At 41.0% G+C, this 17,533-nt stretch carries 16 protein-coding genes and 1 riboswitch; of the genes, 7 read left to right on the top strand and 9 right to left on the bottom strand.

The genetic code is table 11. From position 1 onward, the window contains the following. The first annotated feature begins 15 nt into the window (after window positions 1–15). Genes glf through VZF35_RS17740 form a run of 4 tightly spaced genes read left to right on the top strand, consistent with a single transcriptional unit; the run spans window position 16 to window position 4,296 of the window. The gene (glf, locus tag VZF35_RS17755) at window positions 16–1,182 is read left to right on the top strand and encodes a UDP-galactopyranose mutase (RefSeq protein ID WP_407307027.1); all 1,167 of its coding nucleotides are present in this window, start codon (window positions 16–18) and stop codon (window positions 1,180–1,182) included. Between the two features lie 60 nt (window positions 1,183–1,242). Further along, complete coding sequence (locus VZF35_RS17750; RefSeq protein ID WP_407307025.1) at window positions 1,243–2,262, top strand: glycosyltransferase family 2 protein; 1,020 nt, start codon at window positions 1,243–1,245, stop codon at window positions 2,260–2,262. Window positions 2,263–2,311: 49 nt separating this feature from the next. Continuing rightward, window positions 2,312–3,268 carry a lysylphosphatidylglycerol synthase domain-containing protein gene (locus VZF35_RS17745; protein WP_407307023.1) on the top strand — a complete coding sequence of 319 codons (957 nt, stop codon included), beginning with the start codon at window positions 2,312–2,314 and terminating at the stop codon, window positions 3,266–3,268. Further along, window positions 3,241–4,296, top strand: coding sequence for a glycosyltransferase family 2 protein (locus VZF35_RS17740; protein WP_407307021.1), 1,056 nt, complete (start codon window positions 3,241–3,243; stop codon window positions 4,294–4,296). The genes VZF35_RS17745 and VZF35_RS17740 overlap by 28 nt, the downstream gene beginning before the upstream one ends. Before the next feature lie 96 nt (window positions 4,297–4,392). Here the strand turns inward: VZF35_RS17740 and VZF35_RS17735 are convergent, their stop codons facing one another. The 3 genes from VZF35_RS17735 to VZF35_RS17725 all read right to left on the bottom strand — a co-directional run bounded on the left by VZF35_RS17735 (window position 4,393) and on the right by VZF35_RS17725 (window position 7,004). Continuing rightward, a complete protein-coding gene (locus VZF35_RS17735) occupies window positions 4,393–5,214 on the bottom strand; it encodes an undecaprenyl-diphosphate phosphatase (RefSeq protein WP_407307019.1) in 822 nt (273 codons plus the stop codon). Window positions 5,215–5,263: 49 nt separating this feature from the next. Then, a complete protein-coding gene (locus VZF35_RS17730) occupies window positions 5,264–5,974 on the bottom strand; it encodes a zinc dependent phospholipase C family protein (RefSeq protein ID WP_407307017.1) in 711 nt (236 codons plus the stop codon). Between the two features lie 223 nt (window positions 5,975–6,197). Then, window positions 6,198–7,004, bottom strand: coding sequence for a methyl-accepting chemotaxis protein (locus VZF35_RS17725; RefSeq protein WP_407307015.1), 807 nt, complete (start codon window positions 7,002–7,004; stop codon window positions 6,198–6,200). A 419-nt stretch (window positions 7,005–7,423) separates the two neighbouring features. On the opposite strand from VZF35_RS17725, the gene VZF35_RS17720 reads away from it, so the two are divergent. Beyond that, a complete protein-coding gene (locus VZF35_RS17720) occupies window positions 7,424–7,903 on the top strand; it encodes a hypothetical protein (protein ID WP_407307013.1) in 480 nt (159 codons plus the stop codon). Between the two features lie 282 nt (window positions 7,904–8,185). Here VZF35_RS17720 and VZF35_RS17715 read toward each other — a convergent pair whose 3' ends face one another. Both VZF35_RS17715 and VZF35_RS17710 read right to left on the bottom strand, forming a co-directional pair. Continuing rightward, window positions 8,186–9,385 carry a diguanylate cyclase gene (locus VZF35_RS17715; protein ID WP_407307011.1) on the bottom strand — a complete coding sequence of 400 codons (1,200 nt, stop codon included), beginning with the start codon at window positions 9,383–9,385 and terminating at the stop codon, window positions 8,186–8,188. Window positions 9,386–9,781: 396 nt separating this feature from the next. After that, the gene (locus tag VZF35_RS17710) at window positions 9,782–10,204 is read right to left on the bottom strand and encodes a metal-dependent transcriptional regulator (protein WP_407314688.1); all 423 of its coding nucleotides are present in this window, start codon (window positions 10,202–10,204) and stop codon (window positions 9,782–9,784) included. 244 nt (window positions 10,205–10,448) lie between these two features. On the opposite strand from VZF35_RS17710, the gene VZF35_RS17705 reads away from it, so the two are divergent. Further along, the gene (locus VZF35_RS17705) at window positions 10,449–11,795 is read left to right on the top strand and encodes an Nramp family divalent metal transporter (RefSeq protein WP_407307009.1); all 1,347 of its coding nucleotides are present in this window, start codon (window positions 10,449–10,451) and stop codon (window positions 11,793–11,795) included. A gap of 242 nt (window positions 11,796–12,037) precedes the next feature. Next, window positions 12,038–12,328, top strand: coding sequence for a hypothetical protein (locus tag VZF35_RS17700; protein ID WP_407307007.1), 291 nt, complete (start codon window positions 12,038–12,040; stop codon window positions 12,326–12,328). Window positions 12,329–12,360: 32 nt separating this feature from the next. On the opposite strand, the gene VZF35_RS17695 is transcribed toward VZF35_RS17700, so the two are convergent. From VZF35_RS17695 to VZF35_RS17680, 4 genes are all read right to left on the bottom strand, one after another. After that, window positions 12,361–13,221, bottom strand: a complete 861-nt coding sequence (locus tag VZF35_RS17695) for a YitT family protein (RefSeq protein WP_407307005.1) — start codon at window positions 13,219–13,221, stop codon at window positions 12,361–12,363. 258 nt (window positions 13,222–13,479) lie between these two features. Then, window positions 13,480–13,566, bottom strand: a riboswitch (cyclic di-GMP riboswitch). A 68-nt stretch (window positions 13,567–13,634) separates the two neighbouring features. Beyond that, window positions 13,635–15,191 carry an ABC-F family ATP-binding cassette domain-containing protein gene (locus tag VZF35_RS17690; RefSeq protein ID WP_407307003.1) on the bottom strand — a complete coding sequence of 519 codons (1,557 nt, stop codon included), beginning with the start codon at window positions 15,189–15,191 and terminating at the stop codon, window positions 13,635–13,637. Window positions 15,192–15,209: 18 nt separating this feature from the next. Beyond that, window positions 15,210–15,365 carry a hypothetical protein gene (locus VZF35_RS17685; protein ID WP_407307001.1) on the bottom strand — a complete coding sequence of 52 codons (156 nt, stop codon included), beginning with the start codon at window positions 15,363–15,365 and terminating at the stop codon, window positions 15,210–15,212. Between the two features lie 49 nt (window positions 15,366–15,414). Continuing rightward, window positions 15,415–17,403 (bottom strand): ABC-F family ATP-binding cassette domain-containing protein, encoded by a 1,989-nt coding sequence (locus tag VZF35_RS17680; protein ID WP_407306999.1) that lies wholly within the window; start codon window positions 17,401–17,403, stop codon window positions 15,415–15,417. Between the last annotated feature and the right edge of the window lie 130 nt (window positions 17,404–17,533).

The following is a 17,533-nucleotide window of genomic DNA, read 5'->3' as shown; positions in this document are numbered from 1 at the left end:
TAAGGAAGAATTAGGTTGAAAAATAGAGCAATTTGTGATTGTCTTGTCATCGGCTGCGGCATGGCAGGCACGGTTATAGCGCGTGAACTGGCGGAACGGGCAGGTAAAAAAGTATTGATCCTCGAATCGCGCGACCATATAGGCGGGAATGCCTATGATTTTATGAATGAAAACGGAATTTTTGTTCATAAGTTTGGCCCTCATATCTTTCATACGAACAGTAAAAGGGTATTCGATTATCTCTCACGGTTCACACAATGGCGAAATTACACCCACGAGGTTGTGGGCAATATCCATGGGGAGCTTATACCCATTCCTTTTAATCTCAATTCGCTCCATTTGGCCTTTGAGTCGAGCAAAGCAGTGCGCATTGAGCAAAAGTTGATCGACATCTATGGATTCGGTAGCAAGGTGCCCATCTTGGATCTGCGCCGACAGCCTGATGCAGAACTTGCTGAAATCGCGGATTTCATATATAACAACATTTTTTTATATTACACGCAAAAGCAATGGGGACTGGCTCCCGACGAAATCGATTCTCTGGTTACCGCACGAGTGCCTGTAGTTATCTCAGATGATAACCGCTACTTTCAGGACACATATCAGGGTATCCCCGCTAAGAGCTATACTTCACTCTTTGAGCGCCTGTTAGATCATCCCAATATTGAGCTCCATCTCAATTCCGACGCACGTAGGCGACTCCGGCTAGAATCCGGGGGAGTGTTCTTTGACGGTCATCCTTTCAACGGCACTGTAGTATACTCAGGACCGACAGATGAACTGTTTGACTGCCGATACGGACGCCTGCCGTACAGGACTTTAGATTTTGTCTTTGAAACGCACAATACCACATGGTACCAGTCCAAGGGGACTGTGAATTATCCAGTTGACCAAGAATATACCCGCATTACCGAATTCAAACACCTCACTGGACAAGCCCTTGACGGGCGAACTACCATAGTTAAAGAATATCCACGGGCTTATACAGGTTCAGACAGCGAGACTCCCTATTACCCAATCCAAAATCCTGAGAATCTCACCCTTTACGAACGATATCGTAAACTTACCGATGAATTTCCTCAATTTCACTTACTGGGTAGACTTGCGGAGTACAAATACTACAACATGGACGCTATAGTTAAGAAGGCCTTGGAGCTTGCCGACACCCTAATAGAGAAATGAACTTAGTATTCTAAAATCTTATTTTATACCCATTCAAAGCTACAGAACGGAGCGCCCAAATTGAAGATAATTACATTCACTGTACCATGCTACAATTCAGCGGCTTATATGAAACGCTGTATTGATACACTTCTTCCGTGCGGAAATGATGCGGAAGTTATTATTGTAAATGACGGTTCTACCGACGACACCGGAACAATTGCCGACAAGTATGCAGAACAATACCCTGATATAATACGGGTGATCCATCAAGAAAACGGAGGACATGGCGAAGCGGTCAATACCGGCATTAAAAACGCTTCCGGTCTTTACTTTAAAGTTGTAGACTCAGACGACTGGATCGACGGACCGGGTATGATTGAGGTGCTGCAAACCCTTAAAACTTTAGTAGGTGACAACTCTGCTCCCGATATGATGGTATGCAACTATGTCTACGAAAAGTTGCTGGATGGGACCAGGCACGTTATAAATTATAGCAATGTCTTTCCTCGCAATCAGATGTTCGGTTGGGATGACATGAAGAGGTTTGCTCCATGGAAATATCTTCTTATGCATTCGTTGATTTACAGAACAAAATTATTGCACGAATGTGACCTCAAATTGCCAAAACATACCTTTTATGTCGACAATATTTTTGCCTATCAGCCACTTCCCTTTGTTAAAGCTATTTACTACCTAGATGTGGATCTTTACCATTATTTTATCGGGCGGGAAGACCAATCTGTCAATGAAAGCGTAATGCTAAAAAGAATTGACCAGCAACTTCAGGTAACTCGCTTCATGATAGGGTGTCACCGCCTCCCCGGGAGCATATCCAGCAAAAAGCTGTCCAGTTATATGCTTAGCTATTTAGCTATGATGATGACAATTTGCACCGTATTTCTGAGAATTTCCGGCACTAAGGAAGACAATGAGAAGGAACAAAAACTTTGGTCCTTCCTTATTAGCTGCGATAACGGCCTCTACCATCATGCAATCAGCAGGTTTTTGAGAATGGTTGCAAACCTGCCCGGTAGTTCCGGTAACAGAATCACCGTCAGATTATATAACATAGCACGCAAAGTCTATAAATTTAATTGACGCGTGTGAAAAAATACGCTACAGAATCTTGAACCAAGGGAGCAAAGGAATGCCCACTAATACAAAACTGAAGCTTTCTATAGGTCTAACCATCACCGCCATCGTTATTTATTACTCCATTGGGGCACTTAAAGGCCTTAATGTAGAGGGTCTTTTCCACTCGGACATCAATTGGAGCTTTACTGTAGTTTCTGTGATAATCTTTGTGTACGCCAACTATATTCGCGGACTTGCCTATACACGTGGTATTGACCGAGACATGGACAGAATGACGGCACTTCAAATCGTCGGTATAGGACATGCTGCCAACATGGTTTTGCCATTTCATGTCGGCGAGGGGTTGCGGGCAGCCTTTTTTCCTAGCGGGTACAGTGCTATACGGCGAACAAATCTGCTAGTTATTCCGGCCTTCGCAGATTTTGCAGCAATTATGATGCTTTCAATTCTCGCAGTTCCATTTGCTGGGTTCAAGGACCAAAACCTATTAAAGGCACTATGGATTCTTACATTTCTCTGTATTGCCGCGTTAATATTGTTTATGATTCTCATTGTTTTTCTTCCCCGGCTTCGCAGCTATTTCAGTGAATATCTAAATTTTGATACTGTAAAAATGATGTTTTGGGTGATCCTATCATGGATCCTCCTGCTCGTGTCGACATGGCTCGGACTTGTGGCCTTCGACTTCCCATGGATGGCCTCTATTCGCATGTCGCTGGCCGTGTTTGCCGCAACCAATATCATTAATTTTATACCGGCAACGCCGGGTGCCATAGGCCTTTTTGAATACGGAACAATTCTGGGCCTTGGGGGTCTGGGAATCGATCAGACCACGGCACTGTCCGTGAGCTTGTTATTGCATCTAATACAATATGCTGCACTCCTCCCTTTGGGCATTTTCCTTTACATTAAATCCCTTCACGGGCAATACGGAAAAGCGTTCACCAAGATGTGGCATATAAATCGGCAGAAGGACACTAAATGGCTGACACTAAAACGGATAAAATAATTAATTTGGAGATGAATCATATTAAACTTTTATCAATTGTCGTACCATCCTATAATTCGCAGGACTATCTTCACCACTGCCTTGATACAGTAGTGCAGGGCGGGCAGGAGGTGGAGGTTATTGTCGTGGATGATGGTTCCACAGACAGCACGGCGAAAATTGCCCGTGAATACTGCGAGCGCTTTCCTGGAATTGTCCGGCTTGAGCAGAAAGAAAACGGTGGCCATGGCTCGGCAGTTAACCGCGGACTTGAGGTAGCCACGGGTATCTATTTCAAAGTTGTCGACAGCGACGACTGGTTGGATACTTCAGACTACATGTCGGTGCTTTCGTTGCTTCGCAGCATCGGTGCCGTAGACCTGCTGATCACAAATTATGTCTACGAATATTCTTATAACGGTAAACATAAAGTCATGCGCTATAGTAATATATTCCCACAGGGTAAGGTAATTTCATGGGACAGTATGCGTCGCTTTCGCTTAGACCAGCTGATGCTCATGCATTCCATGTTTTACCGAACGGAATTACTCCGACAGTGTGGCATCAGGCTGCCGGAACACACATTTTATGTAGACAATCTTTTCGCCTATCTACCTCTGCCCTATGTAAAAAGCTTAGTTTATCTGGACTGTTCTCCATATCACTATTTAATTGGCCGGGCTGGTCAATCTGTCAACACGCAGGTTATGATTAAACAGATTGACCAGCAGCTTAAGGTAACGCGCATGATGATTGAGGCGTACGATCTCTTCAAAGACATTAAATGTGAGAATCTTAAACGCTACATGCTTTTCTATCTTTCAATGATGGTAGCAATCACCGTCACTCATATCTATATCGCAGAGGACAAAGGGCTTAGCTGCAAGGCAGACGAACTCTGGGACTTTATAAGGCAAAAGGATGAAAAGTTGTATACTGCACTTCGCCGGAGTTTTGTCAACTCATGCATAAGTTTTGCGCAAAAAATCAGCCCACGCATTATATCTCAAGGCCTTAATCTCATTAAACACATCTATAAGTTCAGTTAAAATAAGCCTTGCCGTTAGACAAAAAAAAGTAGTTATCCAAAATTAAGGATAACTACTTTTTTTGTGATGAGCAAAATATGGTTTGTAGGGTACTAATTAAATCAACCGAGTTAATAAAATTAATCCTCCAACAATCCAACAATAATAAGCAAAAGGCTTCATAGCACTAATTTCTTTCTTTCTAAACCAACGCATCAAAATAGAAACAGCAATGAAGGCAAATACTCCTGCAAATAAACCACCAGTAAGAGAGGTAAGAAGCAATCCGTGTGACCCATGTTTAATTAGTTTGGGGATCTCAAGGACACTGGCCCCAGCAATAATTGGGGTTGCTAACAGCATAGAAAATCGGGCGGCCTCTTCGTGTTTGAGTCCCATCCAAAAGCCAGCAGTAATACTTGCCCCAGAACGAGAAAAGCCAGGGACTAAAGCTAACGATTGAAACAAGCCAACTATAATAGCTTGCCCATAGCTTAACTCATTGATATGTTTCTTGCCACGCGACTTAATTTTCTCACCAAAATATAATAACAGGCCATTGACCATCAAAAAAATGGACGCGCTGGTTACGTTGCTGAACAGATGTGTAAGAGGTTTTTCTAAAATAACGCCAATTATGGCAGCTGGAATAGTTCCGGCCAATATCAACAAAAGTAACCTCAAGGAGTCCCGTTTCTGGGAGTTAAGGATTGAGCGGATTATACTTATCCATTCATCTCGGAAGAATACCAGTAAGGCTAGTGCAGTTCCTAAATGGAGCATAACGACATAAGGTAAAAAGTTATCCTGTAAAAACTGAGGATCAAGTTTCCACTGAAAAACATAAGGGGTAAAAACACTGTGTGCTACACTACTTACTGGAAACAATTCGGTAACACCTTGGACAATCGCTATTATAAGCGTTTGCAAAAACGTCATGATTTAAGCTTCCTCCTAATCTTTTAATATAATTATTTAATTGCTAGAGTTAAGCAGTTAACTTTGCCCTCTGTAAAAAATGTTTAGAAAAAACCAAGAAACCAGCTGTTGTGTAAACAGTGAGCGGCAGAAGTTCTCCAGCGGCGACATAGTAGTTCTCTTCGCTACACCCTTTTTCCTGTGAAACAAGGGGATAGAAAAGTGCGGCCTTTTCAACATTATACCTAATCCATTGGCTTGGGTGTGTGAATGGCTTGTATATCCCGTTTTGCTTGGCAGTAAAGTACTGCAGATTATTGCTTGTCCATCGTTCAAATTCTTGATGCCCGTCAAAAACAACGCCTAAGGCGTGGTGAGGTACACACATATCTTGTACAAGGTGTAAAGCAGCCCCTAGATAGAACATACCTTTAGGTACGTTTTGATGACACATGGCAATAGCTTTGTTGAAATAGTACTGGCATTCTGCATCCGCCCCTGGCCAGTGCAATCTCCCCTGTTTTTGGGGGTCAAAAAAATAGTGGCAGATATTTTTCCAACCTTGATCTGCCCAAAACAACCCTTTTGTAAGCCAATCATCATAGGGGCGGAAATAAGTTACTACATCTTCTCTTCCATCTTTCCCCAGTACATTATATGCTTGTTGTAAACAGTGAACATGCGTCGGGCTGGGAGCATCTAGAAAAACCTGGAACGGTCTGACTGGAGCCAACAAAGCCTTCGTCACTTTATTCAAGGTTTGTCCTGATAGTATCGGCAAACTGAAACACTTCCTTACTCACACTTATTTCTGAGTACTGATCAAACGATTATTCTATTCGATCTATTAATGAAGATACCATACAAACCTTTAATTATCCTTAAGAATTGGTTAAGACAAAGAGACAACCATAAATAAGCGACAATAATTATAACTACTCCCATAGTTGCAAGCAAAAAAAAGGAGGAGCAAAGTTGTTCCACCTTCTTCAACATATTAAGAACTAGATATTCCCCATCATTACAAGTTTTTCTGCCATTTGAGTAATTTGCAATAAAGCGTTGGAGAGTTCTGTCGCAGCAACGGCCTGTGATTCAGTCACTCCACTCAGTTGCTTCACTGATTCTACTAAGTTTTTGACTGAAATACGTACCCCATTAAGATCGGATTCAATTTCATCCGTAGAACTTTTCGTAGACTCGGCCAGCTTTCTTATTTCATTTGCGACAACAGAAAAACCTTTACCATGTTCTCCGGCACGAGCGGCTTCAATGGACGAATTAATCCCAAGTATGTTACTTTGGGCAGAGATTTTGTTAATTTGCGCTGTCACTTTCTGGGTATGCTCAACTTCCACGGTAACTTTATCTGTATCATAGATCATGGCTTTAGTAGTTGCGGCAAGTTCTTCGGAAGTAGCTGCAAGGTTTTCTGAGATCGCTGAGATCTCCTCCACCGCTGAAAAAATTTCCTGCCCTGCCTTCAGTAAGTTATCATAGTTCTCGGTCGAAATGCTTACGGTAATACATCCGACAATAGCCCCATATTCTCGTATTGGATGGGCTATTCCAACATATGGTATTCCTAAAACTTCTTTTGGTATACGTTTAACAATTCGTCGTCCAGTTCTCAGTGCCTCTTCCGTCGCTGTGTTTTTCGGGATAAGATCTCCGATAGTTAGATTTAAGTTTAGACGTGGCCCAGAATAAGCAGCAAGCACTTTTTCAGTATTAAGCAATGTGATGGCAGTCTCAGTATCAAAGAGGTCCTGTAATTCACCTATGATTTCTAAATAAGAGTTAAGCTTCATAAAAAATAACCTCCTGATTGTTCATAAAAACAGTTAGACAATACTAGTACCATCTTGAAAATATATCCTCGAAAATTGTCGATTAAAGGTATTCTATTATGATTCAATGATTAAATCAATCGTAAGTTTATTTATGTATACGGATTGGGAACAATTAGCTTTATTTTCCGTTTTTTTGTAAATTCGATAAGCTAAAAGTTACAGGTCAATAGCATTTTGGCTCAAAGATTTGTAATCGTTAAATTACTAAGTTCGCTGGCAGCTTTACCAATAATAGGAGAAATAATATCACCTAAGGCCTGAAACCAATTAATGGTTTGTCTATGATCTGTCAATGAAAGAGATTTTTTGATTGCAGAATAATTACAGGCAATTAACACAATCTAATTAAAATACCATTGAAAAGAGGTTGGACTTATTTGCCTACTTATTTTATCTATCCGATTTATACCATTTGCATGTTCATAATCACATATTTACTTGTACCCAGACAAGCTATTCGTTATTTATTGCGCTATAGCATTGTCTTTGGTTTCCTCACCGACATGATGATGGTCATCCTATTTACCAAAATTATTGGCTTGGGCGGTTACATCAATTTTGGCCCATTTTGTTTTAAAGGAATCCCTTTTTTTCCTCTAATTGCTTGGACGATATATTATGTTTTATATCTATATTTATTACCCAGAGAAAAACCGTGGATTTATATCTTTCCAATTGCAGCCGCCTTTTTCAGTGTTCTCTTTTCAAATGTTCTTCAGAATCTCGGTATCTTTGTATGGAACTGGGGTACGCTCATTATACCCTTAGCAATCTATCTTATCTGGCATACGGCAGTTACTTGGGCATATCTCAAAATTTCAAAAGCTCTAAATGATAGTGACCGTCTATTTACTTAAGACCGTCATAAGCAGCGCTATGCAAAATTAAAAAAGCCCTCAGCATTGTGAGGACTTGCATACTCAAATTAGCATATCGAACAAACTCTATTTCGCCCATTTTCTTTAGCTTGATACATGGAACTATCCGCTTTCTGGATTAAGAACTCTATATCGGTAGATTCCCCTTTTTATAGGAGTAAACTCCGAAGCTTGATGTTATTCTAATACTTTCCCTAACGCCAATTAATTCAATTACGTGCTGCTCTACTTTACTTCTCATGCGTTCGGCAATTGTCGTGGCTAATTCGCAATTTGTATGAGGAAGACAAATTGCAAATTCTTCCCCCCATGTCGTCCAAGAAAATCATAAGTTCGGCAAGTACTTTCAAGACAATTTGTGAATTCCTTTAGAACTAAGTCTCCCACATTATGTCCATAGGTATCATTAATTTTTTTGAAACGATCAATATCAGTCAAAATTAAACTAATCGGAAGGTCTTCTCTTTCGGCACGATTGAACTCTGCTTTAAGTCGTTCAATAAATGCTCTTCTATTCAAAATTCCCGTTAAATAATCAATGGAGGCCAGCTTTTCCGCCTCTGCCTTGGCATCTTTAAGCTCCTGTTCAACTGCTTTTCTTTCCGTAATATCACGAGTAGCACATACAATCTCCGGTAATATCTCACCTTTGATATTTATCGTTTTGGCATTAGTTTCCACCCAAATGAACTTACCATCTTTCCTTCTCATTCTATAAGTCTGGGTTTGATGCTTCAGTTTATCGGGTATGAGAAATTGTTTAACCAGCGTAATATCCTCTGGATGGATAAGTTTTAATATGTTACTCCCTATAAGTTCCTCTTGGGAGTATCCCAATAAATACTCAGATGATGTCGAAATGTTGATATATGTGCCATCGGGTTTATGTGTCGATAGCATATCCAGTAAATTTTCCGCCATTAGGGTGTTGGTGGACATAATTTTAAACGTTAAATTCGTCATGATTATGTACTCAAGGGCAATGTAAGTTAATATTGCTCCCAACGAATAAATTGCCCAATAATAAGCTAGAGTTTTAAATAGCTCACCTTGATCATGAATTAAATAAGTCAAGGCACCTGTTGAGATAACCATGGCAAATAGGAATAAGATAATAATTTTCCTTAACCTTGAGCAATTACACAAGGACATAAAGGAAGAAACTGAACCTAGGAATAATGCCACAAAAAAAGCAGTTATAGATGCCTTATTAATTCCAAAGTTGATGATTCTAAAAATAGCGATCACTAAAGAAGATGCTATAGCTGATATAGGACCACCTAAAATTCCAGAACTTATAATGGCAATGTTTCTCAAATCAATAATGACATCTTTAGAAACATCAATCGAATAGAACATTAATATAAGTCCTAAAAACCCGAACAATAGCCCAATTAAAATTTGTATTCTTAGAGACTGTTTATTCCGAAAATCCTTTTTTCGGAAAACTAAGCCAAACACAAAAAGAAACGATACTAGAATCGTAACATTAAGAAACAAGTCCGATAACATTTTAAATTTCCCCAACATAAGTTTTTTATAACCGACTAAATTCTTCAGTAACTATCACTTGTATATATTATATGCTTACGTCAAAGGTAGCAAGTAGCAAGTAAAAATTCACCTTTTTTATATCTAATTGTCTAAACCTCAGACTTCAATCTGCGAATAGCAGATTGAAGTCTAGAACGTCAAAATGAATCAGCCAGAGCATTATCAATCCTAACGCTCTGGCTGATTATCTATTTGCCTAGTAATTATATTATTTTTTCAGTAAATATTCGTAGCATTTTTTGTTTTCTTACGTATTCTATTTCAGAATTACACTACAGAGTTAGTTTCGGCTAACCCGCCAGATTATCGAAGACCGTCTTTTGACGTTATAAAGTCATTATATGCCTGTTTCCAGGTTGGATTGGTTTTCATGAACTCGACAAAAGTTTTGATGGCATTGATAGTTGCAGTTGACAGATAGTGTTCCATAGCTTCGGCCTCAGCAGCAAAATCACATCTGCTACATATTAGGTCGAGAAACTCCTGCAACAATTGGTATCTCGTGACCAAATAATTACCGATTTCTTTACCCTTATCAGTTAGCTTAATCTCGCCATACCGTTCGTAGTTTATGTAACTCTCATCTCGCAACTTATAGAGAGCTTTAGTTACTGACGGCAAAGCAACTTTAAGTCTATTACTGATATCCGTTACTCGAACAGAGCCCAATGACAAAGAAAATCGGTAGATTTCCTCTAAATAATCCTCCAAGCTGGGTGTAAGCAATTTAGCGCTCCCTTCTTTAAATACGCCCAATGATAAAGCTGCCGACCTAAAGGAAGTGATGTTTATCTGCTCGTTAAATCAAGTCGCTACTTAATTATATTCGGTTTATTGTCTATCTTGACAGCTTACCGAACTAAGATTTGGTTTCCCATAAAGTACTGTTTACACACTAAAGAAGATTATTGCTTATAAAAAGTCACGCAGAAAGTAGATACCGCTATTCAAATAAAGGGAGGAAAACAAAATGAGTAATGGGCTGAATATCCATCAAAATGTTGCCCCTAACGTATCGATACCTCTAAACTTAAACACGAACAAAACAGTAGAGGCTTGCCGAGCCGCGATCGCAGGCAAAAGCAAGGGAATACGGGCGTTGCTCCCGTTTTTGGGCCCCGCTTTCGTTGCTTCCATCGCTTACATGGATCCAGGAAATTTTGCCACTAATATTTCAAGCGGTTCGGAATTTGGCTACAATATGCTGTGGGTTGCAGTACTCGCCAACATGATGGCGATGCTCCTGCAAAACATGTCTGCCAAACTGGGGATTGCCACCGGCAAAAACCTACCGGAGCTTTGCAGAGCACACTTTTCCAGATGGACTTCACTTACCATGTGGGGGATCTCTGAATTAGCTGCTATGGCGACGGATCTTGCAGAATTTTTGGGTGCATCACTGGCGCTGAATTTATTATTTGGCATTCCAATGCTTTATGCCACAATTTTAACCGGCTTGACTACTTATTTCATACTTATGCTGGATCGCTTTGGCTTCCGACCTTTGGAGAAATTTATTGCAGGCTTTTCCCTCTTAATCGGGGCATGCTATCTAATAGAAACGTTTCTTTCTCACCCTGACTTTGCTCAGATTGCTTATCATAGTGTTGTGCCCTGGCTTGGCAACAGTGACAGCATTATGCTCGCTGTCGGCGTTATTGGAGCAACCGTGATGCCCCATGCAATCTATTTGCACTCTGGGTTAACTCAAAACAGGATTGTCCCTCGTAATGATAACGATAAAATTAAACTTCAAAAATTTAATACGAAAGAAGTTTTCATTGCCTTGGGTTTTGCAGGATTGATCAATCTTGCCATGATGTATATGGCTGCAGCAGCATTCCATACAACAGGACATAGCAGTGTTGCAGACATTCAATCTGCCTATAAGACACTAACTCCTATCCTTGGGACGGCAGCAGCAAGTGTTTTCTTGATTTCGCTGTTGTTCTCAGGAATTTCAAGTTCTGTGGTCGGTACGATGGCTGGCCAAGTGATTATGCAGGGATTCGTAGGGTTCTCCATACCGGTTTGGGCAAGGCGTATTATTACCATGCTGCCAACAGTTGTCATTGTGGCATTAGGTGTTGACCCCACTATGACATTAGTCATTAGTCAAGTGGTATTGAGCATCGTTTTGCCCATTCCAGTTATAACCTTAATTTACTTTACAAAACGCAAAGACATTATGGGAGTCCTGGTTAATAAACGATGGATAACCGTTTCCTCGATTATTTGTGCAATTTTGATCTTGTTTCTTAACCTTTTACTCATCTATCAAACGTTAGGCGGGAAAATACCTTTGTTGAGTAATTAATCTTAAATTAAATTTAAAACAGAATTACAAAAGCTGGAGCAGCACGTCCTATTTGGCTTGTATAGATGATTCCAGCTTTTGTAATTTGTTAAATTTTCAGGGCAAAGTTCTTTGTATAGGGCTTTAGACCTAATAAGATAGGCCTTTCGTATCATTAATACCTATTATTTCTAAAATAAGCAGGAAAAAGAAGTATTAGGAGGAATATGAAGAATATTCAATTTATGCAGGAGGTAGGATAAATGATTGACCTTAATGCACTTGACAGACCATGCCCAAAATGTTCTGGACTTGGCAGGATCGATAACCCCGCATGGTTACCGTACTGGGATATGCACAATGGCCTTAAGGGTTTGTCTCGGACCGTAGATTCTCAAAAACTAAAAATTGTCGACGACAATGCAGGGCAAGGTCAACCACTTGAACCCATGTTTTTTATTTGTAAAGAGTGTCATGGAAAAGGGAAAATACTTACGGATGAAGGAAAACACTTGATAGAGTTTGTAAAGTTTTGGAGCAATCCGAATTATTAATTTGAACTCCAAACATTATATACGAGATACAGTTAGTGTATCGCCTTTTTCTTTAGTTTTCCGCCAATTACATCATGAACATCATGAATCGTGACAAAGGCATCTTCATCTATCTCATCAATAATTGACTTCAGTTTAGCGATCTCTAAACGGGTAATCACAGAATATACTACGCCTTTTGCTTGTCCGGAATACCCGCCTTTACCTTCTAAGAAAGTTACCCCTCTGCCTAAACGAGCCAGCAGTGCTGATGAAATTTCATCGGGTTTTTCTGAAACAATCATAACAGCTTTAGATTCATCCAATCCTTGAATCGTTAAGTCAATTACTTTGAAGGCGACAAAATAGGCTATTAGGGAATACATAGCTCTATCCCAACCGAATAATAATCCAGCGCTGCTCAGGATGAAGATGTTAAAAAACATGACAACCTCACCAACTGAAAACCCGGTCTGTTTCGAAACAACAATTGCTACAATTTCTGTTCCATCGAGAGAGCCTCCATATCGGACAACCAATCCTACTCCAATGCCGAGGATGATACCGCCGAATACTGCGGCAAGTAAAATATCATTCGTTAATCCTGGTACCGGCTGTAAGATACTAACTCCTATTGAAAGTGTCGTGATTGAAAACAAGGTAGACAAAACAAATGTCTTTCCAATCTGATAGTAACCTAAAACTAAAAAAGGGATATTAAGAGTAAAAATATAGGCTCCCAGAGGCAGCTTTGTCAAGTGGCTGGCCATAATAGAAATTCCCGTGATACCCCCATCAACGATGTCGTTGGGGACTAGAAATATCTCCAGAGCGATTGCTGCAAGTATGGATCCAATAAGCAGGAAAGCATACTTTTTGAAAATGTTAACCAATTTGTTTCTTTTTCGTGTCATGCAACTCCCCCTTGTATACTGCCAAAGACCTAGGCAACCTGAATTATACATAAATACCCAGTTATTATCAAGCTTACTAAAACTATAACATCTTGGCAATATTGCTAATTCCTCTGACATTGAAGTAATTTCCTCAATACTTGCTGTAATTTCTTCTATAGCAGCCGCTTGTCCATGACTGGTATCCAAAGATTAAAAAATACAAAAAGCTGTGACATCAAATGCCACAGCTAAAACCGTATCTGAAGGGTTTCATACTTTGGCAACCAGACTGTCATAGTGTAGCCACACCTTAGGCTCATGGCTTTGCGTCCTTACTTTTCAGCAAGTTTGCTACTACGTCTTGAATTCGCTGGCAGAGGAGCTGAGTTATCCTTGAGCTTAGCAGCAGCTTTGACGGATTGAGTCACTAATCAGACTATCTTTGTAGTCCACTCTTCCAAGTTCCAAACATCCGTCACCCAATCCTCATAAAATTCAGGTTCGTGGGAAACGACAAGCACAGTCCCTCTATAGTTAATGATCGCTTTCTTCAGCTCTGCTTTAGCCTCAACATCCAGATGATTGGTTGGCTCATCCAGGACCAGCCAATTCACGTCTTTGAGCATCAGTTTGCATAAGCGGACTTTAGCGTTTTCTCCCCCACTCAACACCATCATTTTGCTGGCAATATGCTCGCTGGTTAAACCACACCTAGCTAAGGCGCCCCGAACTTCAGCATTCGCCATGCTGGGATATTCATCCCAAACTTCCTCTAGAGCCGTCTTCTCATTCTTTCGGCTCGACTCTTGCTCGAAATAACCTGGATAGAGGTAATCTCCAAGTTCAACTACCCCAGAAATCGGTTCGATGTAGCCAAGAAGCGTCTTGAGAAGCGTGGATTTCCCCAGACCATTAACCCCGCGAATCGCAACCTTCTGACCTCGTTCAAGAGTTAAATCCAAAGGCCGAGTTAGGGGCTCGTCATAACCCAGAACAATCTCTCTCGCTTCGAAAATTACCTTTCCAGCCGCCCGCGCTTCTCGGAACTTAAACGTCGGAGTGATCTTTTCCTTGGGTCTTTCCAGTAAATCCATCTTATCTAACTGTTTCTGACGACTCTTTGCTCGGCCTGTCGTTGAAATCCTTGCTTTATTTCGAGCGATAAAATCCTCTAAGCGATCAACTTCTTTTTGCTGCTTATCATAAGCCTTAATCTCCTGTTGCTTGCGCGTTTCGGCGAGCTGCATGAATTGTTCATAGTTTCCAGTGTAGCGAGTCAAATTAGCGTTTTCCACATGATAAATGACATTGATCACATCGTTTAAGAATGGGACATCATGGGAAACAAGAATAAAGGCATTTTCATAGTTAATAAGATAGCGTTTTAACCACTCTATGTGCTCCACATCCAAGAAATTTGTCGGCTCGTCCAAAATCAAGATGCTTGGGCTCTGAAGCAAAAGCTTTGTAAGCAAAACCTTCGTTCGCTGTCCTCCGCTTAAGTCCGTTACCTCTTTATCAAGACCGATTTCCCCCAAACCTAATCCATTGGCGACCTCTTCTATTTTGGCATCGAGCGTATAAAACCCATTGTGTTCTAAAATGCTCTGAATCTCCCCAACATCCTCTAAAAGTTTGTCCATTTCTGTTTCGGAAACACTGCCCATGCGCTCATATAAAGTCATGATCTCGGCTTCCAAATTAAACATTCCTTGAAAAGCTTCCTTGAGAACATCTCGAATTGTCTTCCCTTTGCTTAAAACTGTGTGTTGATCTAGATATCCGACAGTAACTCGATTGGACCATTCCACTTTCCCTTTATCCGGCATTAATTTCCCCGTGATGATATCCAAAAAAGTAGACTTTCCTTCTCCATTGGCCCCCACGAGACCTACATGTTCCCCTTTCAATAAGCGAAAACTAACTTCTTCCAAAATCTTGCGCCCACCGAAACCATGACTCACGTTTTCAACATTAAGTATGCTCATTGACCGTATCTTCTCTCCTTACTTATCAAACATGCCTCCGACTTTGCGTCGTTTAATGCCTTTTCTCTTTTCCCCGATCTTCTGCGTGGCCTTGATCGGTCCGCCCTGTTGGGAGCTCTTGAGCTTTTTCTCAGCAACAACTTTTTTCATTGCTTCTAAACTTTTCTCATTCATACGTCAACCTCCAAAATTGAGCTTTATTTAGTGCCAATATCTCGATTACTTATCCCTTATTCTGAGCAATTTTTTCGGCTAACTCATTAAGATATGTCCACCTCTCGATTAGCTCGTCTAATTTGCATTCTAAATCCTGTTGAAGTTTCGCTAACTCATTTAGTTTTCCAAAATCACTGCCCGCCTCATTCATCATTTGAAGATTCTGTTCCAATTCCCTTTCGGCCTGAGCTATCTGAGCATCGATTTGGGCAAAATCCTGTTGTTCTTTAAATGTCATCTTTAGCGGACGTTCTTTTTTGCGTTCCGACTCATGCTTATCTTCTTGACCATCGTTGGTCGTAGTACGGTCAGTGGCACTGTTTCCATTCTTTGTTGATTTTGTAAACGTCGCTCGCAGCGCTTCTTGCCGAGCAGCCTGCATTTCGTTCTGAACTGCCGCGTACACTTGCTCTCGATAGTCAGAATAATTCCCTACATAGGAACGAATAGAACCCGCTCCTTCAAACGAGAAGATCTTATCCGTTACGCGATCGAGAAAATATCGATCATGAGAAACGGCAACGACTGCCCCCGGGAAATCATCCAAATAGTTTTCTAAGACAGTCAAAGTTTGAATGTCCAGATCGTTCGTAGGCTCATCCAATAAAAGAACATTCGGAGCCCCCATTAAAATTCTCAAAAGATAAAGTCTTCGTTTTTCACCACCGGAAAGCTTGCTAATCGGGGTCCACTGAGCAGCCGGCGGAAATAAGAACCGTTCCAACATTTGTGAGGCTGATAAAAAGCCACCATCCGCAGTTGGAATCACTTCAGCCACAGCTTTTATTTCATCGATCACACGCAAATCCGGGTTCAAGGAGGCATTTTCCTGGGCGAAGTACCCTATTTTTACCGTCGAACCCACATCTATAACACCTTGATCCGGTGTCAAACAACCTGCCAGCAAATTAAGCAGTGTTGTTTTCCCGCTTCCATTCGGTCCAATGATCCCTATCCGGTCATTTCTTAAAAGTACATAACTAAAGTTTTTGATCACCATGCCCCGGTCCGGAAAACCCTTCTGCACCTCTCGGCATTCAAGGATTTTTTTTCCTAAACGAGATGCCCCAGCTAACATCTCCAGCCGATCATTATGCTCCAACGGCTTGTCTGCCTGAAGCTTTTCAAAGCGTTCGATTCTGGCTTTTTGCTTAGTTGTCCGAGCTTTAGCTCCGCGTCGCATCCAGGCTAGTTCATTGCGAAAAAGATTTTGGCGTTTTCTTTCACTTGCCTCGGCCTGCTCCTCTCGCTCCACTTTTAATTCTAAAAATCGGCTATAATTTCCAGGATAAGGATATATCTTTCCTTGATCTAATTCCATAACCCGCCCTACAACCCGGTCGAGAAAATACCGATCATGAGTAACCATAATAAGAGCGCCCTTACGTTTATTTAAATATTGTTCCAACCAATCAACCGTATCATTGTCAATATGGTTGGTCGGCTCATCCAAGACCAATATATCCGTGGGATTGATCAGAGCACTCGCTAAAGCAACACGTTTTCTCTGTCCCCCAGATAAAGTTCCCACTAACAGGTCAAATTTAGGAATTCCTAGCTTAGTGAGAATTGTCTTGGCCTCATTTTCCAGTTGCCAAGCATCCAACTCATCCATCTGCTGACCAAGTGATATCACGGCTTGCTGAAGCCTGGAATTCTCTGGCTGATCATTTAGTTTTTCCAGAGTAGTTTCATAATCTCTCAACAATTTCATAACAGAGGAATTCCCTTTGAAAACTTGTTGCAATACCGTAGCCCCGTCTTCGAATTCCGGGTTTTGGGGAAGAAATTCTATACGAACGTTACTTCCCATCGTCACACGGCCTTGGTCAGGCTGCTCAACTCCTGCCAGAATCTTAAGCAACGTGGACTTGCCCGTTCCATTCACCCCGATAATCCCGATCTTTTCTCCTTCGTCAATCCCAAAAGAAATATCCTTAAAAAGAACCTTTTCGCCATAATTTTTCGTTAAATTCTCAGCCGTCATAATGTTCATTTTATAGTTCCTCCAAGTAATCTCATTATATCATGATTTCCGAAACGATTCTCGCGCAAAAGCCCCATAGCAAATACGGCTTCGTCGCATTGCTATGAGGCTCTCTCCTCAAGGTCTGTTGATAACCCTT

The sequence above is a fragment of the Desulfosporosinus paludis genome, assembly GCF_045689965.1.
GTDB lineage: Bacteria > Bacillota > Desulfitobacteriia > Desulfitobacteriales > Desulfitobacteriaceae > Desulfosporosinus > Desulfosporosinus paludis.
The sequence above is the reverse complement of the archived record's forward strand: the minus strand, read 5'-3'. Positions and strand labels throughout refer to the sequence as shown.

Bases quoted from the DNA above. Each gene is read 5' to 3' on its own strand.
- VZF35_RS17745 (WP_407307023.1), top strand. From the start codon at position 2,312: ATGCCCACTAATACAAAACTGAAGCTTTCTATAGGTCTAACCATCACC.
- VZF35_RS17740 (WP_407307021.1), top strand. From the start codon at position 3,241: ATGGCTGACACTAAAACGGATAAAATAATTAATTTGGAGATGAATCAT.
- VZF35_RS17735 (WP_407307019.1), bottom strand. From the start codon at position 5,214: ATGACGTTTTTGCAAACGCTTATAATAGCGATTGTCCAAGGTGTTACC.
- VZF35_RS17725 (WP_407307015.1), bottom strand. From the start codon at position 7,004: ATGAAGCTTAACTCTTATTTAGAAATCATAGGTGAATTACAGGACCTC.
- VZF35_RS17705 (WP_407307009.1), top strand. From the start codon at position 10,449: ATGAGTAATGGGCTGAATATCCATCAAAATGTTGCCCCTAACGTATCG.
- VZF35_RS17700 (WP_407307007.1), top strand. From the start codon at position 12,038: ATGATTGACCTTAATGCACTTGACAGACCATGCCCAAAATGTTCTGGA.
- VZF35_RS17695 (WP_407307005.1), bottom strand. From the start codon at position 13,221: ATGACACGAAAAAGAAACAAATTGGTTAACATTTTCAAAAAGTATGCT.
- VZF35_RS17690 (WP_407307003.1), bottom strand. From the start codon at position 15,191: ATGAGCATACTTAATGTTGAAAACGTGAGTCATGGTTTCGGTGGGCGC.
- VZF35_RS17685 (WP_407307001.1), bottom strand. From the start codon at position 15,365: ATGAATGAGAAAAGTTTAGAAGCAATGAAAAAAGTTGTTGCTGAGAAA.
- VZF35_RS17680 (WP_407306999.1), bottom strand. From the start codon at position 17,403: ATGAACATTATGACGGCTGAGAATTTAACGAAAAATTATGGCGAAAAG.